Origin of the sequence: Natranaerofaba carboxydovora (assembly GCF_022539405.1) — a bacterium.
Taxonomy (GTDB): Bacteria; Bacillota; Natranaerobiia; order Natranaerobiales; family Natranaerofabaceae; genus Natranaerofaba; species Natranaerofaba carboxydovora.
Window position 1 is genome coordinate 785,419 of sequence record NZ_CP054394.1, and the last position, 26,205, is coordinate 811,623.

25 protein-coding genes are annotated in these 26,205 nt (G+C 36.0%); all 25 read left to right on the plus strand.

Going from position 1 to position 26,205, the window contains the following annotated elements; all coding sequences use genetic code 11:
* Positions 1-14: 14 nt before the first annotated feature.
* On the plus strand, positions 15-1,373 hold the full coding sequence (gene hemA / locus ACONDI_RS03800; protein ID WP_241080153.1) for a glutamyl-tRNA reductase: 1,359 nt from the start codon (positions 15-17) through the stop codon (positions 1,371-1,373).
* A gap of 114 nt (positions 1,374-1,487) precedes the next feature.
* Entirely contained in the window at positions 1,488-2,153 is a 666-nt protein-coding gene (locus ACONDI_RS03805; RefSeq protein ID WP_241080154.1) for a precorrin-2 dehydrogenase/sirohydrochlorin ferrochelatase family protein, read from the plus strand.
* 8 nt (positions 2,154-2,161) lie between these two features.
* Entirely contained in the window at positions 2,162-3,094 is a 933-nt protein-coding gene (gene hemC, locus ACONDI_RS03810; protein ID WP_241080155.1) for a hydroxymethylbilane synthase, read from the plus strand.
* Complete coding sequence (gene cobA / locus ACONDI_RS03815) at positions 3,095-4,630, plus strand: uroporphyrinogen-III C-methyltransferase (protein WP_241080156.1); 1,536 nt, start codon at positions 3,095-3,097, stop codon at positions 4,628-4,630.
* Positions 4,631-4,661: 31 nt separating this feature from the next.
* A complete protein-coding gene (nirJ1, locus tag ACONDI_RS03820) occupies positions 4,662-5,858 on the plus strand; it encodes a putative heme d1 biosynthesis radical SAM protein NirJ1 (RefSeq protein WP_241080157.1) in 1,197 nt (398 codons plus the stop codon).
* Positions 5,855-6,829 (plus strand): porphobilinogen synthase, encoded by a 975-nt coding sequence (gene hemB / locus ACONDI_RS03825; RefSeq protein WP_241080158.1) that lies wholly within the window; start codon positions 5,855-5,857, stop codon positions 6,827-6,829. The genes nirJ1 and hemB overlap by 4 nt, the downstream gene beginning before the upstream one ends.
* A gap of 18 nt (positions 6,830-6,847) precedes the next feature.
* Positions 6,848-7,837 carry a putative heme d1 biosynthesis radical SAM protein NirJ2 gene (gene nirJ2, locus ACONDI_RS03830; protein ID WP_241080159.1) on the plus strand — a complete coding sequence of 330 codons (990 nt, stop codon included), beginning with the start codon at positions 6,848-6,850 and terminating at the stop codon, positions 7,835-7,837.
* Between the two features lie 44 nt (positions 7,838-7,881).
* Positions 7,882-8,331, plus strand: coding sequence for a siroheme decarboxylase subunit alpha (gene ahbA, locus ACONDI_RS03835; RefSeq protein ID WP_241080160.1), 450 nt, complete (start codon positions 7,882-7,884; stop codon positions 8,329-8,331).
* Between the two features lie 33 nt (positions 8,332-8,364).
* Complete coding sequence (gene ahbB / locus ACONDI_RS03840; protein WP_420848159.1) at positions 8,365-8,841, plus strand: siroheme decarboxylase subunit beta; 477 nt, start codon at positions 8,365-8,367, stop codon at positions 8,839-8,841.
* A gap of 15 nt (positions 8,842-8,856) precedes the next feature.
* Entirely contained in the window at positions 8,857-10,146 is a 1,290-nt protein-coding gene (hemL, locus tag ACONDI_RS03845; protein ID WP_420848160.1) for a glutamate-1-semialdehyde 2,1-aminomutase, read from the plus strand.
* Between the two features lie 177 nt (positions 10,147-10,323).
* Positions 10,324-11,175 carry a 3-hydroxybutyryl-CoA dehydrogenase gene (locus ACONDI_RS03850; protein ID WP_241080163.1) on the plus strand — a complete coding sequence of 284 codons (852 nt, stop codon included), beginning with the start codon at positions 10,324-10,326 and terminating at the stop codon, positions 11,173-11,175.
* A gap of 57 nt (positions 11,176-11,232) precedes the next feature.
* Positions 11,233-12,012 (plus strand): enoyl-CoA hydratase-related protein, encoded by a 780-nt coding sequence (locus ACONDI_RS03855; protein WP_241080164.1) that lies wholly within the window; start codon positions 11,233-11,235, stop codon positions 12,010-12,012.
* 36 nt (positions 12,013-12,048) lie between these two features.
* Positions 12,049-12,582, plus strand: coding sequence for a cob(I)yrinic acid a,c-diamide adenosyltransferase (gene cobO, locus ACONDI_RS03860; protein ID WP_241080165.1), 534 nt, complete (start codon positions 12,049-12,051; stop codon positions 12,580-12,582).
* A gap of 21 nt (positions 12,583-12,603) precedes the next feature.
* Entirely contained in the window at positions 12,604-13,554 is a 951-nt protein-coding gene (gene meaB / locus ACONDI_RS03865) for a methylmalonyl Co-A mutase-associated GTPase MeaB (RefSeq protein WP_241080166.1), read from the plus strand.
* A gap of 99 nt (positions 13,555-13,653) precedes the next feature.
* On the plus strand, positions 13,654-14,181 hold the full coding sequence (locus ACONDI_RS03870) for a SoxR reducing system RseC family protein (RefSeq protein WP_241080167.1): 528 nt from the start codon (positions 13,654-13,656) through the stop codon (positions 14,179-14,181).
* A gap of 217 nt (positions 14,182-14,398) precedes the next feature.
* A complete protein-coding gene (lysA, locus tag ACONDI_RS03875) occupies positions 14,399-15,715 on the plus strand; it encodes a diaminopimelate decarboxylase (protein ID WP_241080168.1) in 1,317 nt (438 codons plus the stop codon).
* Positions 15,716-16,570 (plus strand): diaminopimelate epimerase, encoded by an 855-nt coding sequence (dapF, locus tag ACONDI_RS03880; RefSeq protein ID WP_241080169.1) that lies wholly within the window; start codon positions 15,716-15,718, stop codon positions 16,568-16,570.
* A gap of 26 nt (positions 16,571-16,596) precedes the next feature.
* Complete coding sequence (locus ACONDI_RS03885) at positions 16,597-17,760, plus strand: LL-diaminopimelate aminotransferase (protein WP_241080170.1); 1,164 nt, start codon at positions 16,597-16,599, stop codon at positions 17,758-17,760.
* Between the two features lie 241 nt (positions 17,761-18,001).
* On the plus strand, positions 18,002-18,997 hold the full coding sequence (locus tag ACONDI_RS03890) for an aspartate-semialdehyde dehydrogenase (protein WP_241080171.1): 996 nt from the start codon (positions 18,002-18,004) through the stop codon (positions 18,995-18,997).
* A 341-nt stretch (positions 18,998-19,338) separates the two neighbouring features.
* A complete protein-coding gene (gene hisC, locus ACONDI_RS03895; protein ID WP_241080172.1) occupies positions 19,339-20,475 on the plus strand; it encodes a histidinol-phosphate transaminase in 1,137 nt (378 codons plus the stop codon).
* A gap of 26 nt (positions 20,476-20,501) precedes the next feature.
* Positions 20,502-21,515 (plus strand): 3-deoxy-7-phosphoheptulonate synthase, encoded by a 1,014-nt coding sequence (aroF, locus tag ACONDI_RS03900; protein WP_241080173.1) that lies wholly within the window; start codon positions 20,502-20,504, stop codon positions 21,513-21,515.
* A 10-nt stretch (positions 21,516-21,525) separates the two neighbouring features.
* Positions 21,526-22,380: a prephenate dehydrogenase gene (locus ACONDI_RS03905; protein ID WP_241080174.1), complete on the plus strand. Its 855-nt coding sequence runs from the start codon at positions 21,526-21,528 to the stop codon at positions 22,378-22,380.
* Between the two features lie 32 nt (positions 22,381-22,412).
* Complete coding sequence (gene aroA / locus ACONDI_RS03910; protein WP_241080175.1) at positions 22,413-23,723, plus strand: 3-phosphoshikimate 1-carboxyvinyltransferase; 1,311 nt, start codon at positions 22,413-22,415, stop codon at positions 23,721-23,723.
* A 115-nt stretch (positions 23,724-23,838) separates the two neighbouring features.
* A complete protein-coding gene (bshC, locus tag ACONDI_RS03915) occupies positions 23,839-25,464 on the plus strand; it encodes a bacillithiol biosynthesis cysteine-adding enzyme BshC (RefSeq protein WP_241080176.1) in 1,626 nt (541 codons plus the stop codon).
* A 38-nt stretch (positions 25,465-25,502) separates the two neighbouring features.
* Entirely contained in the window at positions 25,503-26,204 is a 702-nt protein-coding gene (gene bshB1, locus ACONDI_RS03920; protein WP_241080177.1) for a bacillithiol biosynthesis deacetylase BshB1, read from the plus strand.
* The last annotated feature ends 1 nt before the right edge of the window (position 26,205 follow it).

A 26,205-nucleotide genomic window follows, 5' to 3' on the forward strand; every position in this document is an offset into this window, starting at 1 on the left:
AAGGGAGTGATTAGGTGGAAGACATTATACTTTTGGGCCTAAACCATAAGACAGCAGACGTTGAAGTAAGGGAAAAACTTGCATTGACCCCTGATAAAGCTAAAGAATTTATAAATTTAATGATAAAACAGGGTATAGTAACAGAAGGGTCAATAATGTCTACATGTAATAGGACAGAAATATATGCCATGGTAGAAGAATTTTATGCCGGAAAAGAGTTGCTGGTTAAGTTATTAAGTGAGTTTTGTGATGTAAAATCAGAAGAATTTGAACCTCATTTGTATACAATGGAAAATCAAAAAGCGGTTTATCATTTGTTTCAAGTTGCTTCAGGACTTGATTCTATGATACTTGGAGAAACACAAATACTAGGCCAAGTCAGAGAAGCTTATAAAATGTCGGATGAATGTGGTGGGGTTGGTTCATGTTTTCATGGGCTTTTCCAGCATGCTCTATCCGCAGGCAAAAGAGTTCACTCGGAAACTCAAATTAATGATAATGCTGCTTCTGTAAGTTATGCAGCAGTAGAACTTGCAAGAGATATATTTGGGACTCTTGAAAACAAAACAGTGTTGTTGATTGGTGCAGGCAAAATGAGCGAACTTACTGCAAAGCATTTGAACAGTGACGGGGCTAATGTTGTGGTTGTTAACAGGACCATAGAGAGGGCGAAAGAATGTGCCAAAAAAATTAGAGGGCAGTATGCTCCTTATGAAGAACTTTCTAGCTGGCTTCATAATAGTGATATATTAATAAGTAGTACTGGTGCACCTCATTATGTTGTAAATAAAAGTGACGTCAAAAAAGCAATGGAAAAAAGAAATAACAAGCCAATGTTTTTAATCGATATTGCAGTTCCACGGGATATTGAACCTGAAATTAAAGATTTTGATAACGTTCATCTTCATTGTATTGATGATTTGCAAAATGTAGTAGAGTCCAATATGGAAGAGAGAAGAGAAGAAGCAGATAATGCCAGAATGATTCTGCACGAAGAAGTAGCAGAGTTTATGGTATGGTATAAGACTAGAGATGTTGTGCCTTTAATATCTGCCCTTAGAAAGAAAGCTGAAGGCATAAGAACTAATGAATTAGAGCGCTATGATAAGAAGTTAAAGAATTTGAGTAAAAAAGAAAGAAATGCAGTCGAAGGACTTACAAAGAGTTTGGTTAATAGAATTTTAAAAGAACCTGTTCTAAGAATTAAAAATTTCGCAGTTGAAGATAAGAGTGATATTTACGGCGCTACACTTGCTCATTTATTTGATTTGGATGAGAGTTTGGTGCCAAAAAGTGATGAAAACGAACCTATTGAACTTGATAATGAATCAAAAAGTTTCTCAAACAAGCTAGATGAAAACTTGAAAACTTAAACTTGATTCTACTGTAAAAAGTCTATTAATTAGATTGTATAGGTGACCGAAGGTCACCTAAATAATTGAATTATAATGTGATATGAAGAACTAAAACTTTCAGGGGGAAAATAAATGGGGAATGAAAATTTGTATCCCGCAATGCTTGACCTTAAAGAAAAAGAATGTGTGGTTATAGGTGGGGGTAAAGTGGCTATAAGAAAGGTAAAGACTTTACTAAATTCTTTTGCAAAGGTTAAGGTCATTTCCCCTTCAATTTGTAGTGAAATGGCTGAAATGCTTAATCATAATTCTAAAAAACAGTTTCATTGGTTACAAAAAAAGTATGAAAAAAATGATCTAAGTGGAGCCTTTATGGTCTTTGCATGTACAGATGATAGTTCTATTAATAAAACTATTTCAAGAGATGCTAGATCGAAAGGCTTAATAGTAAACTGTGTAAATCCCCCCGAAGAATCTAATTTTATTGTGCCTGCGTCTATTAATAACGGTGATTTAACTATAAGTGTTTCCACAGGCGGAGCAAGTCCTGCTTTATCAAAAAAATTAAAAGAAAAAATCCAGCAAGAATTTGTGTCTGGATGGGATAAGTATATTGAACTGCTTAAATACTGTCGACAAGAAATAAAGAATCAAGTCAATGATGAAAACAAACGAAAAGATATCTATTATGAGATTTTGGAGAATGACTATATTTTCGAAGAAGTTAAAAAAATAGATAATTATGAAATCAATGCTTATGCTAAGCAAATAATAGAAAGATTTATCAAAGAGAGGTAGGTAATACTATGAAATTAACAGTTGGCTCAAGGGGAAGTAATCTTGCTTTGGCCCAAACTGATGAAGTGATAAAAAAACTAAAAAAAACTTATCCAGAAGTAAATATAGACCTTAAAAAAATAAAAACTACAGGGGATAAAATATTAGATACTACGTTACATGAAATAGGTGGCAAAGCTTTGTTTGTTAAAGAATTAGAAAAAGCCCTCGTAGACGGGGAAATAGATTTTGCCGTACACAGCATGAAAGATGTGCCCGGGGAACTCTATGATGAATTTGATATATTTACAGTATTAAAACGCTCCGAACCAAGAGATGTTTTGATATCTAAGAATAACTACACCCTGGATACTTTACCTGAAGGGAGTGTGGTTGCTACAAGCAGCCTTAGAAGAAAAGCGCAGCTTCTTGCATATAGAAATGACTTAGAGATAGTCCCCATAAGAGGAAATATAAATACTAGAATAAAGAAATTTAGTGAATCTAGTGATATAGATGCAATAATACTGGCTAAAGCCGGTATAGATAGACTTGGCCTATCTGTGGAAATAAGCCAGGTGATTACTACGGATATTATTGTCCCGTGTGTTGGACAAGGGGCTCTTGGTATAGAAGTGTTAAAGACAAATACAGAACTTAAAGAAAAATTAAAAAGTATTCAAGATGAAAAAGTAAAAAACTGTGTCTTAGCTGAAAGAGCTTTTCTAAAAAAACTAGGTGGAAGCTGCTACGTTCCTGTAGGGGCATATGCTAATTATATTAATGAAGACGAGATCACAATAACAGGAGTCGTTGCAGGACTTAGTGGTGAAAAGGTGCTTAGAAAGACTATGACTGATTCATATGAAAAGGCTTATGAACTTGGACAAAACTTGGCAGCTGATTTACTTGATAAGGGAGCCGATGACATACTTGCTGAAATAGAGGGGGAGGTAGATTAAATGGTAGCAGAAAAAGAAAATAAAACAGGTAAAGTGTATCTTGTAGGTGCTGGACCAGGAGATGAAGGATTGATTACTGTCAAAGGATTAGAGTGTATAAAAAAAGCTGATGTGCTTGTATATGATAGATTAGCAACAGATAGGTTGTTAAATTATGCAGGTGAAAGAGCTGAAAAGATCTTTGTTGGAAAAAAGCCTGATAAACATGAATATACCCAGGATGATATAAATAAAGTGATTAGCCAAAAGGCCAAGGAAGGAAAGACTGTTACCAGGTTAAAAGGTGGAGATCCCTTTGTTTTTGGAAGAGGAGGAGAGGAAGCTGAAGTTTTGGCAAGTGAAGGAGTAAGTTTTGAGATAGTGCCAGGTGTGACTTCGGCTGTTGCTGCCCCTGCCTATGCAGGTATACCGGTTACTCATAGAGGTATAAGTTCAAGTTTTTCAGTTATAACGGGGCATGAGGATCCCACTAAAGAAACAAGTCAAATTAATTGGGAGAAGCTTGCAACTGCTACTGATACCCTCTGTTTTTTGATGGGGATGAGTAACCTTGATAAGATAACAGATAATCTTATGAAGTATGGCAGGGCAAAGGAGACACCTGTGGCTCTGATAAGATGGGGTACGCGCTCAGTTCAACAAACACTAACTGGTAACCTAGAAAACATATCTGATAAAGCAAAAGAAAATGGATTTAAAGCACCTGCTGTAATAGTAGTGGGAGGTGTAGTAGATTTAAGAGAAAAATTATCCTGGTTTGATAATAAACCTTTAATAAATAAAAGAATAGTTGTTACCAGGGCAAGGAGCCAGGCAAGCGATCTGTCTAATAACATCAAAGAACTTGGAGGCGAACCTGTTGAATTTCCGGCAATCAAAATTGTACCTCCCGAATCATACGAGATGCTAGATTTTTCCATTAGTAAGATAGCATATTATGACTGGTTGATTTTTACCAGTATTAATGGCGTGGAAAAGTTTTTTGAGAGATTTTTTTATCATGGCCGAGATATTAGAGAGCTGTGTGGAATCAAAATCTGTGCAATAGGCCCGAAGACTAGAGAGGGACTTGAGAAAAGGGGACTTAGTGTTGAAGTGATGCCAACTGAGTATAAAGCTGAGGCAGTCTTAGAACAGCTTAAGACAAAAGTCAATTCAAATGAAAAGGTATTAATTCCGAGAGCCCAAGTGGCTAGAGAAATTTTGCCTCAAACTTTAAAAAAGATGGGCTTGGAGGTAGATGTTGCTCCTACGTATATGACTGTCAGAGAAAAAGAAAAGGCCCCAATGTTAAAGAAAGCTTTAGAAAATGGAGAGGTTGATGCCATTACTTTTACTAGCTCTTCAACAGTAGAAAATTTTGTAGAAATGATAGATGTAGATAATCTAGCAAAATTACTTGAAAATGTGTTTATAGCCTGTATTGGGCCTATAACTGCTAAAACCTGTGAAAGACTAGGTGTAAAAGTTGATAGTGTTGCAAAAGAATACACCATCCCTGGTCTGGTTGAAACGCTACTAGAAGATTTGGAATAGAATTTATTGGGACGGGAGGATTAATACTATTATGATAAGTGTTACTAAGCTTTTATGTAATGAATCATATAATTTTGGCGATAGCCTTAGATATCAAAAAAGCGTTAAAGATAACCCCCATGGAACATCTAGAGGACAGGGGCCTGTAGTTGTTTGGAGCTCTACTAGAACTTGTAACCTAAAGTGTATTCATTGTTATTCAGACTCTGAGGCTAAATCATATGAAGGAGAGCTAACTACAAGAGAGGGCAAACAATTCATTGACGACCTTGCTGATTTTAACGTGCCTGTACTTTTATTTTCAGGTGGGGAGCCTCTTTTAAGAAAAGACTTTTTTGAATTGGCTGAATATGCTTCAAAACAAAATATTAGATCTACAGTATCGACAAACGGGACATTGATTGATAGGGAGATGGCAAGAGATTTCAAAAAGATTGGAATTGGATATGTGGGAATTAGCCTTGATGGAATAGGTGAAAATAATGATCGGTTTAGAGGTGTTAAAGGTGCTTTTGATAGGGCTTTAGAAGGGATTAGATACTGCCTAGAAGAAGAACAAAAGGTAGGACTTAGATTTACCATAAATAAAAATAACTATATAGAGATTCCAGAAATTTTTAAATTAATAGAAGAGGAAAATATACCACGCCTTTGTTTTTATCATCTCGTATATTCTGGCAGAGGTAGTGAAATCATTGAAGAAGATATATCTGCTTCTCAGACAAGAGATATTATGGATACAATAATGGACTGGACTTTATATTTTGATAAGAAAAACAATCAAAAAGAAATACTGATGGTCGATAATCATGCCGATGGAATTTATATTTACAATAGGGTGAAAGAAAAAGATCCAGCAAAAGCAAAAAGGGTCTATGAGCTTTTGAGTATGAGCGGTGGTAATAGAACGGGTATTGCTATTGGAAACGTAGATAGCGTAGGCGATGTACACCCTGATCAGTTTACCCCTAATCATACTTTTGGAAATGTAAAAGAGAAACCTTTTGGGAAAATATGGACTGATACATCAAATGAAATTTTGAAAGGCTTAAAAGACAGAAAACCTTTGTTAAAGGGTAGATGCAGCATAGATAGCTGTAAGTGGCTTGATATTTGTAATGGCAACTTTAGGGCAAGAGCTGAAGCTTATTATGGGGATTTTTGGGCTGAGGATCCAGCTTGTTACCTTACAGATGAAGAAATAAAGATGGAGGGAGAAAAAGTATGAGATTCCCACACCTTAGGCTAAGAAGGTTAAGAAAAAATAATGGTATAAGAAGAATGGTAAAAGAAAATGATCTTAAAACCGAAGACTTAATATATCCATTATTTGTGACTGTAGGAGAGAATATAAAAAATCCAGTACCTTCAATGCCCGGGGTTTATCAGTATTCGGTGGATGAACTGCTAAAGGCTATTGAAGAGGTTTATAAATATGAAATACCAGCAGTTATTTTGTTTGGTGTTCCTGGATACAAAGATAGTGTAGGTACTTCAGGACTTGATCCAAATGAAGCTGTCCAACGTGCCTGCAAAGTAATAAAAGAAAAATATCCAGATCTGCTTGTTATCACTGATGTTTGTCTGTGTGAATATACAGACCATGGCCACTGCGGTGTAGTAAAAGACGGCGAAGTTTTAAATGACGAGACTTTAAGTAGGCTTCAATCTGTAGCTATCTCTCATGTTAGGGCTGGTGCAGATATAGTTGCACCTTCTAATATGATGGATGGTTATGTACAATCTATCAGAAAGGCTTTGGACGAAAGAGGGTATAACGAGACTCCGATTATGGCCTATTCTGCCAAATATGCATCTTCTTTTTATGGGCCTTTTAGGGATGCTGCCGAGTCAAGTCCTTCTTTTGGTGATAGAAGAACTTATCAGATGGATCCTGCCAATGGTGATGAGGCTATTAGAGAGGTTTATCTCGACATCGAAGAGGGCGCAGATATTGTTATGGTAAAACCAGCACTGAATTATATGGATGTTATAAGAAGGGTGAAGGATGAATTTAACTATCCTGTTGCAGCTTACAATGTAAGTGGTGAATATTCAATGATAAAAGCTGCTTCGCAAAATGGTTGGATTGATGAAAAAAGCGTAGTTTTGGAGATGCTTCAAGGTTTTAAAAGAGCAGGGGCTGATATGATACTGACTTATCATGCTTTAGATGCGGCCAAATGGCTATCTAGGTGAGAGGAGGACAATAAATCGATGAAGTTAATTTCGTGGAATACCACACGAAAGTGTCACCTAAAATGTAAACACTGTTATAGAGATGCAGGTGAAAAGGATAATAGAGAGCTTAATTTCGAAGAGGGGAAAAAGCTCCTTGATGAGATTAAAGAGTCCGGGTTTAATATTATAATTTTTAGCGGTGGGGAGCCGTTATTACGAGATGACATTTTTGATTTGGTGAGACATTCTAAGAATATAGGGTTAAGGCCTGTTTTTGGTACAACTGGTACAACCATAACCAGGGAAATAGCAAGGGAGCTTAAAGAAGCCGGTGCTCTTAGAATGGGCATAAGCATAGATAGCAAAGGGCCCAAACTTCATGATGAATTTAGACAGGTAGAAGGAAGCTTTGATGATGCAATTAAAGGGATGGAAAACTGCAAAGCAGAAGGTTTGGAGTTTCAACTTAATACTACCGTTGTAGAACAAAATTATGACGAATTTGAGGAGATAACTGACCTTGCCGTTCGACTAGGTGCTGCGGCGCATCACGTTTTCTTTTTGGTTCCTACTGGAAGGGCGAAGGATATGGAAGAAGAGGCCCTTAGACAGAAGCAATACGAAAAACTTCTTCATAGAATCTTAAATAAGCAAAAAGAGGTTGATATAGAGCTAAAACCTACTTGTGCACCTCAGTTTATGAGGATAGCTGATGCTAAGAATATGAAGATGAGATTTAGCAGGGGTTGTCTTGCAGGTCTTACTTACTGCTGTATAACCCCAAATGGAGATGTTAACCCCTGTCCCTATTTGCCAGTTAAGGTTGGAAATGTACTTGAGACTTCTTTTACAGAAATATGGAATAATAGCGAGATGTTTAATGAACTAAGAAGTGAACAGTTAAAAGGAAAATGTGGGATATGTGATTATTTAGAAGTTTGCAGCGGTTGTAGAGCCAGGGCTTACTACTATAGTGATGGGGACTATATGGCAGAAGATCCCTGGTGTTCTTACAAGCCAAGATAAAGAGATAAAGAGATAAAGAGATATAACCACACGAGGTGAGATGGATGGATGAGGTTGATAAAGATATATTAAATACTATTCAGGCAGAGTTTCCTATTGATAGTCGCCCCTTTTTGAAAGTTGCTGATAAAATAGGAATATCTGAGGGTGAAGTAATAGAAAGGATAAAGAGCTTAAAAGATAGAGGATATATAAGAAGAATAGGTGGGGTGTTTGACAGTAATAAATTGGGTTTTAAATCGACACTTGTAGCTTTGAGAGTTACTCCTGGGAAGCTTGAAGAAGTAGCCCGGAAGGTAAGCTCATACAAAGGAGTAACTCATAATTATCAGCGGGAGGATTATTTTAACCTTTGGTTTACTTTGGTGGCAGAAGACGAAAATAAGTTAAACAGTATTCTTGATGAAATTGAGAGTTTTGATGGTGTTGAAAAACTTCTTGATTTACCTGCCCTTAGGGTTTTTAAGATAGGGTTAAACCTGTCAGTGAAGTAGACTACTAGAATTAATTATTAACTTTGTAAAGGTGTGTTAAACTTGGAAGAGATCAAAAAGAAAATTGTCTCAAGTCTTCAGGGAGATATCCCTATAGAAAAAGAACCTTTTAAAAATATTGCCAGTGAACTTGGGTTAGATGAAGATGAGCTTCTAGTGAAACTAAAAGAGATGAAGAAAGAAGGGACTTTAAGGCGTGTGGGAGCCATTTTGAGACATAGAGAAGTTGGCTTTGAAGCAAATGCTATGGTCGCCTGGCAGGTGCCAGACTCAAAAGTAGATGAAGTGGGAAAGATAATGGCAGGATTTGAAGAAGCAAGTCATGTTTATTTGAGACCAACTTACCCAGATTGGCCCTATAATTTATTTACTATGATACATTCTACTTCAAAGGATGAATGTGAGAAAATAATCAATAACATGTCTGAAGCTTCAGGTATAGAAGAATATAAATATTTATATAGCACCAAAGAATATAAGAAAACAAGCATGGAATACTTTAATAGGTAATAAAGGAGGTATGGTTTGATGAAAGACGAAAGATCAAGGAATATGTTTGAAGAAGCTAAAAAAATGATACCAGGAGGAGTTAACAGCCCTGCCAGGGCATTTAGCTCTGTTGGAAGACCACCCCTTTTTTTGAAAAAGGGAGAAGGGTCTAAGGTAGTCTGTGAAGATGGGAATGAATTTATTGATTATGTAGCTTCTTATGGTCCGCTAATCCTTGGACACTCACATCCAAGAATTGTGGAAGCCTTAAAAAAGCAGGTAGAAGAAGGCACAGGATTTGGCTCACCTACAGAGCTAGAAAATGAAATGGCAGAGTTAGTTATAGGTGCAGTACCTTCAATAGAAGTCGTTAGAATGGTAAACTCGGGAACAGAAGCTACCATGAGTGCATTGAGGTTGGCAAGAGGTTATACAGGTAGAAATAAAATAGTGAAGCTAACTGGTTGCTATCATGGTCATTCGGATAGTCTTCTAATAAAAGCAGGTTCTGGTGTTACTACATTAGGTCTGCCCGATAGTCCGGGTGTACCTGTTAGTGTTGCAGAAAATACTATAACAGCACCATATAATGACTTAGAAACTATGAAGAAAATCTTTGAAGAACATGGAGATGATATTGCAGGCGTTATTCTAGAGCCTGTAGCGGGTAATATTGGTGTTATACCTCCTAAAGAAGGATATTTGGAGGGCATGAGAGATTTGACCACTGATTATGGCTCTTTACTTATATTTGATGAGGTTATGACAGGATTTAGGGTAGCGTATGGTGGAGCCCAGGAAAGATATGGCGTAACCCCTGACCTTACATGTCTCGGTAAAGTTATAGGTGGAGGACTTCCTGTTGGAGCTTATGGAGGCAAAAAAGAGATCATGGAAATGATAGCACCAGCCGGTTCCATATATCAGGCAGGTACATTGTCTGGTAATCCAATAGCTATGACTGCAGGAGTAGAAACACTTAAAATATTAAAAGAAGAAGGTACTTATGATAAGTTAGAAGAAAAGAGTCAAAAACTTGAGAAAGGCCTTAGGGAAGTGGCAGAAGAGACGGATGCTCCAGTATTTATGACAAGAGTGGGTACAATGCTTGGTATGTATTTTACTCGTGATGAGGTCTATGATTTTGAATCCGCTTCAAAAGCTGATGACAGCTTGTTCTCAAAATATTTTAATAAGATGCTAGAAGAGGGGATCTACCTTGCTCCAAGTCAGTATGAGGCAATGTTTATGTCTTTAGTACATTCTGATCAAGATATCGACAAGACTATTGAAGCAGCGAAGAAAGCTTTTCAGAGCTTGACATAACAAAGATACATAAGGGGCCGTTATGGCTCCTTTTTTATTTAATTGTTTAAACAATTCCAAATAAAAAGAATTTTTTTATAATAATAGAAGGAAGAATGATAGTGAAATAGAATAACTATAAGGGGTTGTTTATTCGGCTGCATTCTAGAATTAACTAACAAAAGGAGGAGTTTATTTATGGAGATCAAAAAAGTTGGTGTAATGGGTGCTGGGCAGATGGGCGCTGGAATAGCCCAGGTTGCTGCACAAACAGGATGTGAAGTTGTACTTAGAGATGTAAAGGAAGAATTTGTTGAAAAAGGTCTTGCGGGGATTAAGAAAAACCTGGAAAGATCAGTTCAAAAAGAAAGAATTACAGAAGATGAAAAAAACGAGACATTATCTAGAATAAGTACTACTCTAGAAGTAAAAGATGCCTCGGACTGTGACCTTATTGTTGAAGCTATTATTGAAGATTTAGGGATAAAACAGGACTTGTTCAAAGAATTAGATGAGTACGTTAAGCCAGAAGGAATTTTGGCATCTAATACTTCATCCTGTCCGATTACTGACATAGCTGCAGCTACTAACCGTCCAGAAAAAGTTATAGGGATGCATTTCATGAATCCAGTACCTGTAATGAAATTAGTAGAGATAATTAATGGACTTGCTACAGACGAAAATACTTATAAAATAGTTGAAGAAACTGCTAAAAAAATGAACAAAACGCCTGTATGTGTAAATGATTATCCGGGTTTTGTTTCAAATAGAGTTTTGCTGCCTATGATCAACGAAGCTGTTTACTGCTTGATGGAAGGTGTTGCATCTGAAGAGGATATTGATACAGTAATGAAGCTTGGTATGAATCATCCAATGGGTCCTCTAACTTTAGCTGATTTGATCGGACTTGATACCTGCTTATCAATACTAAACGTATTGTACGAAGGCCTTGGAGATCCTAAATATCGCCCATGTCCACTGCTTAAAAAGTATGTAAGCGCAGGATGGGTTGGTAAAAAAGTAGGCCGTGGATTTTACAAATATGAATAGACTTTTGGCAGCCTAAATCTGATTATATATATAACAATTTGCGAGGAGGGTATTAACATGTCAGAACTTATAAATGCCAAAGTTCAAAATGGTATTGCTTGGATAGAGATTAACAGGCCCAAAGCCCTTAATGCTCTGAATTTTCAGGTACTTAGTGAATTTGCAAACTGTCTTGACAATCTTAAAAAAGATAAAAGCGTAAGGGCAGTGATAATAAAAGGTGCTGGAGATAAGGCTTTTGTCGCAGGTGCTGATATAGGTGAGATGAAAGATATGTCACCTAAAGAGGCTAAAGAGTTTTCTAAGAAAGGCCAGGAAGTATTTATGGAGATAGAAAATTTTCCTGTGCCTACCATAGCACTGATTAATGGTTATGCACTTGGAGGAGGTTGTGAGCTTGCAATTTCGTGTGACATGAGAATTGCATCTGACAATGCCAGGCTTGGAACACCTGAAATAACCCTTGGTGTAATCCCTGGGTTTGGAGGTACTAAGAGGTTAACTAGAGTTGTTGGAGATGCATTTGCTAAAGAATTAATGTTTACAGGCAGAATGATGAAAGCTGACGAAGCCCTTGAAAGAGGGCTTGTAAATAGAGTTGTATCTGGTGAAGAATTAGAAAGTGAAGGAGAAAAATTAGCCAGCGAAATAGCCGATAAAAGTGGGGTAGTAATGAGTATACTGAAAGAAGTTTCAACTAAGCAGTCAGAACTTACTGCTGAACAGGGAATGTTAATAGAATCTAGTGCATTTTCTGTTTGTTTTTCTACTGAAGATCAAACAGAAGGTATGAATGCTTTTCTTTCAAAAAGAAAACCTGAGTTTAAACACCAATAGTATCCTTGTAATGATATAATAGTAGGAGGTAGCTATATGCAGGGAGATAAGAAGTTAGGTACTGTTCAAATATATACAGGAAACGGAAAAGGTAAAACTACTGCTGCCCTTGGTTTGTGCCTTAGGAATCTAGGGCATAACCATAAGGTTTTTGTGCTTCAGTTTATGAAAGGTAGTGAAAGATACGGGGAATTTAAAATGTCTAAAAAACTTGAAGGCCTTGAAGTAAAGCAAATTGGAAGAGATGAATTTGTTAAAAGAGAAGATCCAGATCCCCGTGATGTTGAACTTGCAAGAGAAGGATACGAAATCGCAAAGGAAAAAGTACAAAGTGGTGAGTATGATTTAATTGTATTGGATGAGATAATAATTGCAGTAGATTTTGGGCTAATAGAGCTAGGTGAGCTAAAAGAGCTAATAAAAAATAAACCAAAAGAGCTAGAGTTAGTTCTTACTGGCAGATATGCTCATAAAGATATTATAGATATGGCTGATTTGGTAACAGAGGTTAAAGATGTCAAACACCATTTTGATAATGGTGTAGAGGCCAGGCAGGGGGTTGAATATTGAATGGCGTCAGGAGGAAGAACAATGAGATCAGAGATTATTAATACTAATATACATTGGGAAGACCCAAGGAGTGTGGCAAGAGCTATAAGCCTTGTTGAAAGAAGAGATGAATCATTAGAAGAATTAATGGAAAAAGTTTATCCAAAAACAGGTAGTGCTCATATTATAGGAATCACTGGTGCCCCCGGAGCTGGCAAAAGTTCACTTGTAAATCAATTGGTTAAAAACTGGCGTAGTAAAGATTTAAAGATAGGCATTATTGCAGTAGATCCTTCTAGCCCTTTTAGTGGTGGAGCTATACTGGGCGATAGGATAAGAATGCAAGAGCATTCGATGGATCCTGGTGTTTATATTAGAAGTATGGCCAGCAGGGGCAGTTTGGGTGGTGTTAGTGCTGCAACAAGAGAAACTATCTCTATATTAGACTCAGCAGGATATGATATTTTGATTATAGAGACTGTTGGTGTAGGGCAAAGTGAAGTAGATATAGTAAAGATGGCTGATACTAATATTGTCGTCTTAACTCCCGCCGGGGGAGACAGTATACAAACAATGAAAGCGGGAATCATGGAAATCGGAGATATATTTGTGATTAATAAATCTGACTTACCTGGTTCAAGAAAAATGCAAAGAGAGGTTGAAGTTATGCTTGAGTCTTTTTCTGAAGAGGGTGTGGAGTATATCCCGCCTGTGGTCCAGACTGCTGCAACAGGGGATACTGGAATTGAAGAATTAACCGGGAAAATATCTGAACACCAGGAATACCTGAAATCATCTAAAAGATGGGAAGAACTTAGGAAAAAGAGGTCAAGAGATCATGTAGTAGAGCTTGTTAAAGACAATCTAATGAATAAGATTGAAAAAGAAATGTTTAAAAGGCAAGAAGGAACTTTAATGAACCAGGTTGAAAAGAGAGAGATTCCTCCCCATAAAGCTGCCAGGGAAATAGTTGAAGATATGACAGCGGATTAACATTGCATAATAAGAAAAACAATGTTAGAGTATATATGTAATATATATAACTAGATGACGTAGTAATTGTGATGACTGCCGGCTTGGAGGGAAGTTAAGATGGTGAATGCTGCAGGTACAAATCAAAGTGAAAACAAGGGCCAGGTTGCAAAAGTTATCTCTCTTTCGGGTACTAAAGCTACTGTAAAAGTACAAAGACATACTTCTTGTAGAAAATGTGGAGCTTGCAACTTGGGGATTGTTAGTAATACAGAGAAATCAATTGAAGTAGAAAACACCCTAAATGTTCATGAGGGCGACTATGTGATGTTAGGTATTAAAAGTGGAGCTGTACTATCTGCTTCTTTCATATTATATTTAATTCCACTTTTAACTTTTCTTGCCGGACTTGTTATAGGCAACATATGGGGAGAAGAACTCGGGATGAACCCTGACGTGCTTAGTATAATATTAGGAGTAACATTTTTGGTTCTTACTTTTTTTGTCATTTATATTTATGATAAAAGAATACGTGAAGAAGACAATAAATTTAAACCATATATAACAAGGATAGTAAATGAAGATGAAGTAGAAGAGTTAGTTGGAGAAGATGCTGGAGAAAATGAGGGAGAAGATGATTGTCACTAAGATAATTCCCCGGTATTTAACTGTAAAATTTATTATAGTTAATAACCGGGGGTTTTTTGCTGCTCCTTAATATATTGACAAGTTAAATGCTTAGGTGGTAGGATTATATAAGTGGTGGTTTAACCAACTATCAAAGCCTGGTCGATACGACGCACGGCTAACGGTGTGACTGTTAGCCGTTTTGTGTTTATATATAATTACTTAAGGAGATGGTGTAATGTTTTTTCCAGGAACTATAGGTCAAAATGAAAAAGGAAAGTTAGAGATTGGAAGCTGTGACGTACTAAAATTAGTTGAAGAACACGGGACTCCACTAAATGTATTGGATGAAAAGCAAATAAGAGAAAACTGTAGAAGTTATAGTAATGCTTTTAAGGACAACTATGATGATTACCAGGTAATTTATGCGGGCAAGGCTTTTCTTAACAGGTCTATTTGCAAAATAATGGATGAAGAAGGGCTTGGGTTGGATGTTGTTTCAGGAGGAGAGTTATATACAGCAATAAAAGCACAATTTCCTACAGAAAAAATATATTTTCATGGTAATAACAAATCTAAGGATGAATTAGAGTTAGCAATTGATAACGATGTTGGCAGAATTGTGGTTGATAATTTTTATGAGCTAGAGCTACTTGAAGAGTTGTGTCGAATAAAGAATAAAGCTGCTGATGTTTATATTAGGATAACTCCTGGAATTGAAGCTCATACTCATGATTATATAAAAACAGGTATGGAAGATTCAAAGTTTGGTTTCAATATAACAGATGATGGGGTTTGGGAAGTTATAGATAGGATTAATAATATAGATGTAATTCAATTGAAGGGGCTGCATTGTCATATTGGTTCTCAAATATTTGACAAGGAACCTTTTAAACTAGCTGCTAAAACCATGATGGATTTAATTTTAAAAATAAAACAAAATTATGGATTAGAGCTAAGAGAACTGGATTTGGGCGGAGGTATAGGAATAAGATATACTGGTGAAGAAAAAGTAGAAGTAATAAGTGAGTTTGTAGAGATGGTAACAAAAACAGTTAAGGATTTTGCAAAAGAAAATGATATAAAAGCACCTAAGCTGATGCTAGAGCCAGGGCGTTCTATAATAGGCGAAGCAGGTATAATGCTGTATACTATAGGTTCAATCAAGGAGATTAAAGGGATAAGGAAGTATGTCTCAGTAGATGGTGGTATGAGTGATAATATTAGACCTGCATTATATAGTGCTGAATATACAGCCCTTTTGGCTAATAAGCTAGACTGGCCAAAGGAAGAAAAAGTTACTATAGCAGGTAAAGCATGTGAGTCAGGGGATATTCTAATAGAAAATATTGAACTGCCTAAAGTAGAGTCAGGGGATATTCTGGCAATGCTTAGCTGTGGTGCCTATACTTATTCAATGGCAAATAATTATAACCTTTTGCCAAGGCCAGCAGTGGTTATGGTTAAAGATGGCAAGTCACATGTAATTATAGAAAGAGAGACATATGAAGATCTACTATCTAAAGATACTTTTCTGCGGGAGGCATGTAAATAAATGAAATTTACTAAGATGCATGGACTTGGTAACGATTTTATAATACTTGACTATTTAGAGCGCTCGCTTCCAGAAAACTATGATTGGGGCAAGCTGTCAGAGAAAGTATGTAAAAGAGGCTTTGGTGTAGGTGCAGATGGTTTAGTACTGATATCTAGGGATGATAATCAAACGTATAGTATGAGGATTTTTAATTCTGATGGAAGCGAAGCAGAGATGTGCGGCAATGCAGTTCGCTGTATTGGAAAGTACTTGTATGAAGCTAAGGGAATAAAAAAAGATACCCTGGTAATAACAACAAAAGGTGGAAGTAAAAAGCTTAAAATAATAAAAAATGATGATATTGTTAAAGAGGTTGAAGTTAATATGGGTAGGCCTATATTAGACAGCAAAGATATACCCATGAGTGGAGCATCTAGAAATGTTATTGGTGAAAAAGTAGAGACTCCATATGGTAGCTTTGAAATAACAGCAGTGTCAATGGGTAACCCTCATGCTGTGATCTTCTGTGATGATTTTGATGATGAGCTAATAAATAATTTGGGCCCATATATTGAAAAACATGATTTATTTCCTAATGGTACAAATGTAGAGTTTGTAAAAGTTCATAATCAAGAAGAGATTACTGTAAAAGTCTGGGAAAGAGGTGCTGGTAGAACATATGCTTGCGGAACAGGCGCTTGTGGGGCCCTTGCTGCATCAGCTCTAAATGGCTATACTGGTAATAGTGCTAAGGTAAATCTTCCTGGAGGGTCACTGAATATAAAGTGGGCTAAGGATGAAAGTGGTGACATATATATGAGTGGGAAAGCTGAATTTGTGTACACAGGTAATTTGAGACCTGAATTCTGGTAAAAAAACATAAAGGAGGAATTATTAAAATGAAACCTGCAAAAAGGATTGAAAAACTACCACCGTATTTATTCGCGGAAATTGACAAAAAAGTAGCAGAAGCAGAGAAGAATGGTGTTGATGTTATAAGGCTAGGTATTGGAGATCCAGATATGTCAACACCTGAATTTATAATTGATAGGATGATATCAGAAGTTAAACGTCCTGAAAACCATAAGTATCCATCTTATGTTGGTCTAGACGAATATAGAGAAGCTGTTAGTAAGTATTATGATAAGCGTTTCGGAGTAGACATTGACAAGGATAAGGAAGTTGTATCGCTTATTGGATCAAAAGAAGGAATAGCACATATATCTCAATGTTTTGTTGATCCAGGAGATATAAACCTTGTACCTGATCCAGGTTACCCTGTTTATGGTATAGGGACAATGTTTGCCGGTGGAGAAAGCTACAAGATGCCTTTGAAAAAAGAGAATGACTTTTTGCCTGACTTATCCAAGATACCAGAAGATGTAGCTAAGAAAGCTAAAATTATGTTTTTGAACTACCCCAACAACCCAACAGCTGCAATTGCAACAGAGGAGTTTTTTAAAGATGTTGTAGAGTTTTGTAAGAAGTATAATATTCTAGTTTGCCACGATTCTGCTTATACTGAAATCGGATTTGATGGTTATAAAGCTCCAAGTTTCTTGGAGACAGAAGGTGCAAAAGATATAGGGATTGAATTTGGATCTTTATCAAAAGCTTTTAACATGACAGGTTGGAGAATAGGTTATGCTGTTGGAAATGAATTTGCCCTTGAAGCCCTTGGACGTTTCAAAACAAATGTGGACTCGGGAGTTTTTCAAGCAGTTCAACTAGCTGCAGTGGAAGGATTGTTAAATGGTGAGGATAGCGTAAATGAGTTAAATAAAATTTATGAGAAAAGAAGAGATAAAATTGTAGAAACCTTGAAAAAAGTAGGTATAAATGTAGAGGCTCCAAAAGCTTCGTTCTATGTCTGGGCGCCTGTGCCTGAAGGATATACTGCTTCAGAATTTACTACAAGAGTGCTAGAAGAAACAGGTGTTGTAGTAACTCCTGGAGTAGGGTTTGGAGAATATGGAGAAGGGTTCTTTAGAATTTCGCTGACTGTGGATGAAAATAGATTAGAAGAGGCAATGGAAAGGATAGGTTCGCAGCTAAGCCTGTAATTTATAATGGTTCTAGTGCAAAAAGTTTATTCACAAAAGTAAAGTGTTGGATGTATTACAATTAAACAAAACTTTGCTCATATGACTTTTTGCACCAGAATCAATAATATATTTAGCACGTAAGCCAAGGTTATCTTATTATTGGCAAGTGTATCAAGGATATATTTGATAGTTGAACAAAACCATAGTTGATGATGTAATATAATATTAGTGAATATGATTTTAGGGAGGGTGTGTATTTATGGGTTCATTTAGCTTAGGTGTAGTAGGGGCTACGGGTGCAGTTGGTAGAAAAATGATACAGGTATTAGAAGAAAAAAATTTGAAACCAAAAGAATTAAAATTACTGGCCTCTAAAAGATCTGTCGGGCAAAAAGTAGAAGCATTTGGTGAAAATCATGAAGTAATTGAAGCTAAGAAAGAAAATTTCAAAGGGCTTGACTATATATTGTTTGCAACTGGTGGCTCTATCAGTAAAGAGTTGGTTCCTGCAGCCAAAGAACAGGGGGCTGTAGCAATAGACAACAGCTCATATTTTAGATTATTTGATGATGTTCCTTTAATAGTTCCTGAAGTTAACCCGGAAGATGCCAAAAAACATAATGGTATTATTGCTAACCCTAACTGTTCTACAACTCAAATGCTTGTTAGTTTGAAGCCCCTTCATGATTATGCAAATATTAGAAGGGTAATAGTTAGCACTTACCAGGCAGTATCTGGATCTGGTAAGGAAGGTGTTGATGAACTTAGAAGAAATGCTGCTCTTTCTCTTGCAGGAATGAAAGGGGAGGAGGAAGTGTATCAGCATGAAATTGCCTTTAATGCCATACCTCATATTGATAAGTTTAATGAAAATGGCTATACAGGCGAAGAGATGAAAATGGTAAATGAAACTCAAAAGATGTTAGATCCAAACATTAAGGTTTCAGTTACCTGTGTGAGAGTTCCTGTATTTAATGGTCACGGTGAGGCAATTAATGTTGAGACTGAAAAAAGAGTAACAAGAGAAAAGGCTATTGAACTCTTTGAAAATACTGAAGGGTTAGAGGTTATTGATGACCCTCAAAATGATAGATATCCTCTTCAACTTGAATTAGATGATAAAGATGGTGTTTTTGTTGGAAGGATTAGAGAAGATGATACTGTAGAATATGGCCTAAACTTTTGGAATGTTGCTGACAACTTAAGAAAAGGTGCGGCTACTAACGCTGTTCAAATTTTAGAGCTTTTGGTGTAAAGTTAAGTTTGATACTTGAATGAGGCTGCTACTTGACAAAGTAGATATAGCTTAGTAAAATTCATTTCAAACAATAAAACAAGAAAGTTATAAAAAGTTATAATAAGTAAGTTATTTTAATAGGCCCTCGCAGGTTGCCGCCCTTTGGTTTTATTTGAGGGTATGACCACGGAAGTTAAAACTTTCGTCCAGTATGGGCGGAAGTTTTTCTGTATTTATGTACTTTATTCATTAGAAGTATTATTTTGGTTCAAAAGTATACTTACAAAAATGAAGTGTTTTTAATTGATACATCTGAGATTCGTCAGCAGTATAAAATTTAAAAATAGGAGGCAAATATCATGGTAGATATTTGTAGAGGTTGTGTTTCAAATTTAAAAAAATATGTTCCAGGAAGAACTGAAGAAGAAGTAAAAAAGGAATTTGGACTTGATAAAGTTGTTAAGCTTGCAAGTAATGAAAATCCTTTAGGTCCTTCACCAAAAGCTGTAGAGGCTATTAAAGATTATGCCTCAAAAGTTTATGTATATCCTGATGGTTCGTACAGAAAATTGAAAGAAAAATTATCCGAGGAATTAGATATTTCTTTTGAAAATATAACCCTTGGATGTGGTTCTGATGAAGTAATAAAATTGATTGGAGAAACTTTCTTAGATCCTGGTGATGAGATTGTTACTGCTTGGCCAACTTTTCCTATATATAAGCATATTGCAAAGCTTATGGATGCTAATGTAGTTGAAATACCGCTTAAATCTTTCAAACATGATCTAAACAAAATGGCAGATGCTATTACAGACAAGACCAAAATTGTTTTTATATGTAGTCCCAACAATCCTACAGGCACAATTGTTACACAAGATGAAATCGAAGGATTTTTAAACAAAGTTCCTGACGATGTTTTGGTAGTCTTTGATGAAGCTTATGTTGAATATGTAGAATCCGATGATTTTGCAGATGCACTAAAATTATTCAAAGACAACAAATGGAATAACAAAAAAATTGTTACCCTGAGGACTTTTTCAAAAATTCATGGTCTTGCAGGCCTAAGAATTGGATATGGTATTACTTCTCCCGAAATTATTGAACCTATTGAGAAGGTAAGAGAACCATTTAATGTGAATTCCGTTGCCCATGAGGCTGCTATTGCTTCTTTGGAAGACAAAGAACATATAGAAAAAAGCCGCAAGGAAAATTTTAAAGAGAAAAAATACTTACAAAAGACACTCAAAACATTAGGTTTTGAAGCTGAAGATACAGAGGCTAACTTTTTGAATGTTAAGTCACCATTTTGTGATATGGAATTATTTGACGAACTTATGAAAAAAGGAATTATTATGCGTCCAGGCAGTTTACTCGGGCTGCCGGGTTATTTTCGATTGACCGTTGGCAAAGAAAAAGACAATCGTTATTTATGTGATAAAATCAAAGAGATTCTAGCCGAAAGAAAAGGTAATGATGCTAATGCTATGAATAATTAAGGAATATGAGATTGGGGGAATAAAACATGATAGTAGTTATGGGAAGAGAATCAACGGATAACAATGTTGATGAAGTAATTGATAAGCTAAAAGGATGGGGTTTTGGAGTTAATCTTTCTAAAGGCGATCACAAGACAGTAATAGGAGTTATTGGGGATCGTAAAGAAGAAGTAAAATCGTCTTTGGAAGCACTATCATATGTGGAAAAAGTGGTTTCTGTTAGTCAACCGTTTAAACTGGTTAGCAGGGACTTTCAACCTGAAGATTCAGTGATAGATATTGGCCATACCAAAATTGGTGGAGAAGAGTTAATTCTGATGGTCGGTCCTTGTGCTGTTGAAAATGAAAATATCCTTATAGATACGGCAAAGGTGGCTAAAGAGACCGGGTGTCAGTTTTTGAGAGGCGGGGCTTATAAGCCTAGAAGCTCACCTTATAGTTTCCAGGGACTTGGTGAAGAAGGACTAAAATTACTTAAAAAAGTAAAAGAGGAAAAAGGGCTTTCAGTGATTTCTGAAGTTATGGATAAGGAACAGGTTGAGCTTGTTAAAGATCATGTTGATGTGCTGCAGATTGGGACTAGAAATATGCAAAACTTTAATCTTCTAAAAGCTGTAGGCAAACAGGAAAAGCCTGTACTTTTGAAAAGAGGAATGAGCTCAACCATAGAGGAATGGTTGATGGCTGCTGAATATATTATGGCTGAAGGTAACTTCAAAGTTATACTCTGTGAAAGAGGGATAAGAACTTTTGAAACAGCTACAAGAAACACATTAGACCTTTCTGCTATTCCTGTAGTTAAAAGCAAAAGTCATCTTCCAGTAGTAGTTGATCCAAGTCATGGGGTTGGTAAGTCAGATTTTGTTCCGCAGATGAGTAAAGCTGCTGTTGCAGCTGGGGCTGATGGGCTCTTGATCGAGGTTCATCCAAATCCTGAGAGTGCTGTTTCTGATGGGCCGCAGTCGTTAGATTTTGGTGGACTAAGAAAATTAGTAAAAGAATTGAAAGAGATTGCTCCGGTGGTTGGTAGAAAACTATAGAGGTGAGATGATGAAAAAAATAGCGGTAATAGGAGTAGGTTTGATTGCTGGTAGCTTATCCTGGGCCATTAAAAAAAGCGATGTGTCTTTGGATATAATCGGTATAGACAAGTCCGAGAATGCTCTTATTAATGCTGCCAAAAAAGGGATAATTGATGATTACACGACGAATGTGGTTGAAGGAATAAAAGACAGAGATATGATAATTCTGGGTGCGCCCGTTCTTCAGATCGAAGATCTGCTAAAGAAAGTGTCCTCTTCGCTAAAAGATGATGCTGTACTAATTGATGTAGGTAGCACTAAAAGTAATGTTTGTAAAAAAGCTGTTGAAGTATTGCCAGAAAACGTGAATTTTATAGGAGGACATCCAATGACAGGCTCCGAGTTAAGCGGTGTTGAATATGCTGACTCGGAGTTGTTTATAAATAGGCCGTTTATTCTAACACCATTAACTGATCATGAATCAGGTCTTGATAAATTAAATTTTGTAGAGAACTTGCTTAGTAGAATAGGGGCTAAACCTGTAATTATGGATCCGGATGAACATGACTATGTTATGGCTTCTATCAGTCATCTCCCTCATTTTTTGGCTTTTTCACTGGTGGCCTGTGTGATGCTTGATGAAGAATTGCAGATTGATAAAGAACTGTTTGCTGGGGGATTTAGAGATACAACCAGAGTAGCTATGGGAGATAGTGAAATGTGGAGTGAAATATTTATAAGAAATAAAGATAATTTGAAAAAGTGGGTAGAAAAATTTAAAGCTCAAGGGGACGAGATTATAAATATGGTAGAAAATGATGATAAAAATGAGCTGATTAAGTGTTTAGATGAAATAAAAAATGCTAGAAAAAAACTTTCCTAAATGAGCTTTTTGAGGAGGATGAAGATTAGAATATGGTGGAAATAATTGATGCAACTAATCCTTTAAAAGGTAAATATAAAGTGCCGGGAGACAAATCTATCTCTCACAGGGCTGCTATATTAAGTTCAATATCTGAGGATACAGTAAAGATATTTGGTTATTCAAACGGCAAAGATTGTCTTTCTACTTTAGATTGTATGGAAAAGTTAGGAGTACATATAGACTGGAATCAAAACCCGGATGATGTACTAACTATTGAAGGCAAATCTTTATATTTGTATGAACCTTATGATGTATTAGATGCTAATAACTCAGGAACTACTACCAGGCTTTTGTTAGGAGTGCTTAGTGGACAGGAGTTTTTTAGCTGTATAACAGGAGATGACTCACTTAGAGCTAGACCAATGAAAAGAGTTGTAGAGCCTTTGACATCAATGGGTGCTAAATTTCATGGGAGAGAAAACTCTAATAAACTACCTCTTTGTTGCCTTGGAAGAAAAGAAAAACCTTCTAAAACAAAATATAAACTGCCTGTGGCAAGCGCTCAAGTAAAGTCGGCAATCTTGCTAGCGGGGTTATATTGCGATGAGGAAATAGAGGTAATTGAACCCTCTAGGACTCGTGATCATACAGAAAGAATGTTAAAGGCTATGGGGGTAAATATAGACAGTTCTAAAGTGAGCGAAACCGAAGGTGCTCGTAAGATTACAATGAAACCTGCAGAAAAATTAAATTTTAGCTATGAGATCAAAATTCCAGGAGATTTTTCCTCGGCTGCCTTTTTGATTGCTTGTACTATACTTAAAGAGGATAGTAATATTATTGTTGAAGAAGTAGGAATAAATCCTACTAGAACAGGATTTTTGCAGGTACTAGAAAAAATGGGGGTAAAGTTTAACATAAAAAATGAAAGAATCAGCTGTAATGAGCCAATAGCCGATATTGAAGCCGAATATAATCCTACCCTAGAAGCATGTACCGTTGAAGGGGACCTTGTTGCCAACGTTATTGATGAATTGCCATTATTCGCAGTTCTAGCAACCCAGGCGCAAGGCACTACTGTACTTAAAGATGCCAAAGAGCTTAGATATAAAGAGACGGATAGAATTAAAGCAATTACATCTGAGCTTACCAAAATGGGAGCAAATATATCTGAAAAAGAAGATGGCTTCATAGTAAAAGGCCCAACTCCTTTAAAAGGAGAAAGAGTAAAAAGCTTTGATGATCATAGAATTGCCATGGCTTTATCTGTGGCAGCCAAAATTTCCACAGGTAAAACATATATTGAAAACCCTGAATGTGCTGACATATCATTTCCAGGATTTTACCAATACTTTAAGTAGGTCTGCGGATTTTTTTTGCAGGCAAGTTAAATCTTGCTTTTTTTCTTTTTTTGTGGGATTATAAACGGGACAACTTTAGTTTTTGATCTTTCTATTAAAGATTGGAGTGAATAAGTTGCAATATACTAAGTTTCTCTACCCTGAAATTTTCGTAGATTATCTAAACTTTAGCGATAAAATAGGAAATTTTTATAGATTAAATCCTTTTGAACAGGATTCATTTAGATCTAGATATCAAGAAATAGTAGCGGACTATCCTCTTGATCGACGCAGAAAACTTGTTAACTGTCTATCTGCTTACAATAAAGAAATAAGCGATGATCCTCAGGTAATGAAGTCGATCGAAAAATTAAAAGATCCTGAAAGTGTTGTGGTAATTACAGGACAGCAGCCTGGGATTCTTAGTGGGCCTTTATATACTATTTATAAAGCGATTACAGCAATAAAACTGGCAAAAAAACAGGAAAAACTACTAGGCAAAAATGTGGTGCCTATTTTTTGGCTAGCTTCTGAAGATCATGATATAGATGAAGTAAACAGTATAAATCTGAGAAATTTAAGGGGCAAAATAGAAAGTTTTAATTTGTTTACCCAAAAACCTAATTCTTCAATTGGAGAAGTTTTACTTAATGATGGAGCAACGAAGTTATTAAATAACATTGAAAATTTTGTTTGCGGAACTGACTTAGAAGATAAGCCGGAGTATTTTGATAAATGGATGAAAAATTATAGAGATGCTGCTAAAAAGTCTAACTATCTACCAGAATGGACTGCTAGAATTTTAATGAGTTTATTTTCCAAGTATGGACTTTTGATAGTAGATCCAATGCTAGAAGAGATGCGTGAGATGTCAAAAGATATTTTTTTGAAAGCTGTAGATTTTAAAAATGGAGTCTATGGAGAAGTGAATAAAAAAGAAAATCTTGTAAAAAAAGCAGGTTATAAGCCAGTTATTAACCTACAAAAAAACCACACTGGTCTATTTTATAATGAAAATAACAGAAAAGCTCTTATATATGAGGATGAAAAATATAAAACAAGAGATGAAGAATATAGTTTTTCAGAAAAAGAATTAAAAAACATAATTGAAAATAATCCAGCATGCTTTAGCCCTAATGTAGCTTTGAGACCTGCCTTGCAGGATTATATTTTTCCTACACTATCGTATGTTGCAGGGCCAGGGGAAATAGGGTACTTTTCCCAGCTTAAGGGTGTATATGAATCCTTTGATATGAAAATGCCACTAATATATCCAAGGGAAAGATTTGTATTAATTGAACCTGAAATGAAAGAAATTATGGATAATTACGATATTAAGCTTGAAGATATCTTTTTTGAATGGCAGGCGAAAAAAGATAAGATAATTAATGAATGCTCTTCAATTGATATAGATGATTTGTTTGGGGATATTACGCAAAAAATAAAAGAAGAGCATGAAAATCTTCTTTTACAACTTGAACAGGAGTTTTCGAAAATCAGACAGGTTGGAGAAAAAAATTGGAACCATATGAAAAAGCAGTTAGATTACTTGAAAGACAAATCAAAACACTATAATAAGCAAAACAATAAGGACTTGAATAATAAGTTAAGCAAACTGAAAATGAACATTTATCCTAATGATAAATTACAGGAAAGGTTTTATAGCATGGGAGAATATTTATTATATTATGATGATAGGGTTGTTACGGAGTTGTTAGACAAAGAAGTAAATCCATGGAACTTACAAATTATTTCGCTCTAATTATCTGGCTCTAAAGAAAACTTGCGAGGTGAAAAAACTTGGAATTAGATATTATGGCTTTTGGGGCACATCCTGACGACTGTGAGATTGGAATAGGAGGAGTTCTTGCTCTTCATGCTGATAAAGGTTATAAAGTAGGAATATGTGATCTGACACAGGGTGAAATGTCCACAAATGGTGATATAGAACTTCGAAAAGAAGAAGCAAATGAAGCAGCAAAAATTTTGAAGCTTGAGGTAAGAGAAAATGCCAAAATTCCAGATGGATTTGTCAGAGAAACTGATAAATATGTTGATATAGTTATTGGTATAATCAGAAAATATCGTCCCAGGATAGTTTTAGCACCGTTTTATGAAGACCATCACCCTGATCATATAAATGCAAGTAAATTGGTTAAAAGGGCTGCTCACTTATCAGGACTTGAAAGATATCCGGTGGATGGGCAAAAATTTAGACCAAAAAACTTTTATTATTATTTTTTGGGTCAACCACAAAACCCTGGATTAGTTGTAGATACTACAGGGTATGAAGAAACTAAATTAGAAAGTATAGCTGCCCACAGATCTCAGCTTGGCTTAATGGAAGAAGCAAAAATGACAAGGCTTACAGAGTTTGACCTGTTAAAGAGGATAGAAGCTAGAGATAGATATATGGGGTATTTTGTAGATTCTGAATTTGGGGAAGGGCTTGTTCCGGTTAAAGCCTGTAAGGCTAATGATTTGACGCTGCTTGGGGGTTAGA

What these genes read in the sequence shown, in the direction of transcription:
- ACONDI_RS03805 (WP_241080154.1), top strand. Translation starts at nt 1,488, where the DNA reads ATGGGGAATGAAAATTTGTATCCCGCAATGCTTGACCTTAAAGAAAAA.
- hemC (WP_241080155.1), top strand. Translation starts at nt 2,162, where the DNA reads ATGAAATTAACAGTTGGCTCAAGGGGAAGTAATCTTGCTTTGGCCCAA.
- cobA (WP_241080156.1), top strand. Translation starts at nt 3,095, where the DNA reads ATGGTAGCAGAAAAAGAAAATAAAACAGGTAAAGTGTATCTTGTAGGT.
- nirJ1 (WP_241080157.1), top strand. Translation starts at nt 4,662, where the DNA reads ATGATAAGTGTTACTAAGCTTTTATGTAATGAATCATATAATTTTGGC.
- hemB (WP_241080158.1), top strand. Translation starts at nt 5,855, where the DNA reads ATGAGATTCCCACACCTTAGGCTAAGAAGGTTAAGAAAAAATAATGGT.
- nirJ2 (WP_241080159.1), top strand. Translation starts at nt 6,848, where the DNA reads ATGAAGTTAATTTCGTGGAATACCACACGAAAGTGTCACCTAAAATGT.
- ahbA (WP_241080160.1), top strand. Translation starts at nt 7,882, where the DNA reads ATGGATGAGGTTGATAAAGATATATTAAATACTATTCAGGCAGAGTTT.
- ACONDI_RS03850 (WP_241080163.1), top strand. Translation starts at nt 10,324, where the DNA reads ATGGAGATCAAAAAAGTTGGTGTAATGGGTGCTGGGCAGATGGGCGCT.
- ACONDI_RS03855 (WP_241080164.1), top strand. Translation starts at nt 11,233, where the DNA reads ATGTCAGAACTTATAAATGCCAAAGTTCAAAATGGTATTGCTTGGATA.
- cobO (WP_241080165.1), top strand. Translation starts at nt 12,049, where the DNA reads ATGCAGGGAGATAAGAAGTTAGGTACTGTTCAAATATATACAGGAAAC.
- meaB (WP_241080166.1), top strand. Translation starts at nt 12,604, where the DNA reads ATGAGATCAGAGATTATTAATACTAATATACATTGGGAAGACCCAAGG.
- ACONDI_RS03870 (WP_241080167.1), top strand. Translation starts at nt 13,654, where the DNA reads ATGGTGAATGCTGCAGGTACAAATCAAAGTGAAAACAAGGGCCAGGTT.
- lysA (WP_241080168.1), top strand. Translation starts at nt 14,399, where the DNA reads ATGTTTTTTCCAGGAACTATAGGTCAAAATGAAAAAGGAAAGTTAGAG.
- dapF (WP_241080169.1), top strand. Translation starts at nt 15,716, where the DNA reads ATGAAATTTACTAAGATGCATGGACTTGGTAACGATTTTATAATACTT.
- ACONDI_RS03885 (WP_241080170.1), top strand. Translation starts at nt 16,597, where the DNA reads ATGAAACCTGCAAAAAGGATTGAAAAACTACCACCGTATTTATTCGCG.
- ACONDI_RS03890 (WP_241080171.1), top strand. Translation starts at nt 18,002, where the DNA reads ATGGGTTCATTTAGCTTAGGTGTAGTAGGGGCTACGGGTGCAGTTGGT.
- hisC (WP_241080172.1), top strand. Translation starts at nt 19,339, where the DNA reads ATGGTAGATATTTGTAGAGGTTGTGTTTCAAATTTAAAAAAATATGTT.
- aroF (WP_241080173.1), top strand. Translation starts at nt 20,502, where the DNA reads ATGATAGTAGTTATGGGAAGAGAATCAACGGATAACAATGTTGATGAA.
- ACONDI_RS03905 (WP_241080174.1), top strand. Translation starts at nt 21,526, where the DNA reads ATGAAAAAAATAGCGGTAATAGGAGTAGGTTTGATTGCTGGTAGCTTA.
- aroA (WP_241080175.1), top strand. Translation starts at nt 22,413, where the DNA reads ATGGTGGAAATAATTGATGCAACTAATCCTTTAAAAGGTAAATATAAA.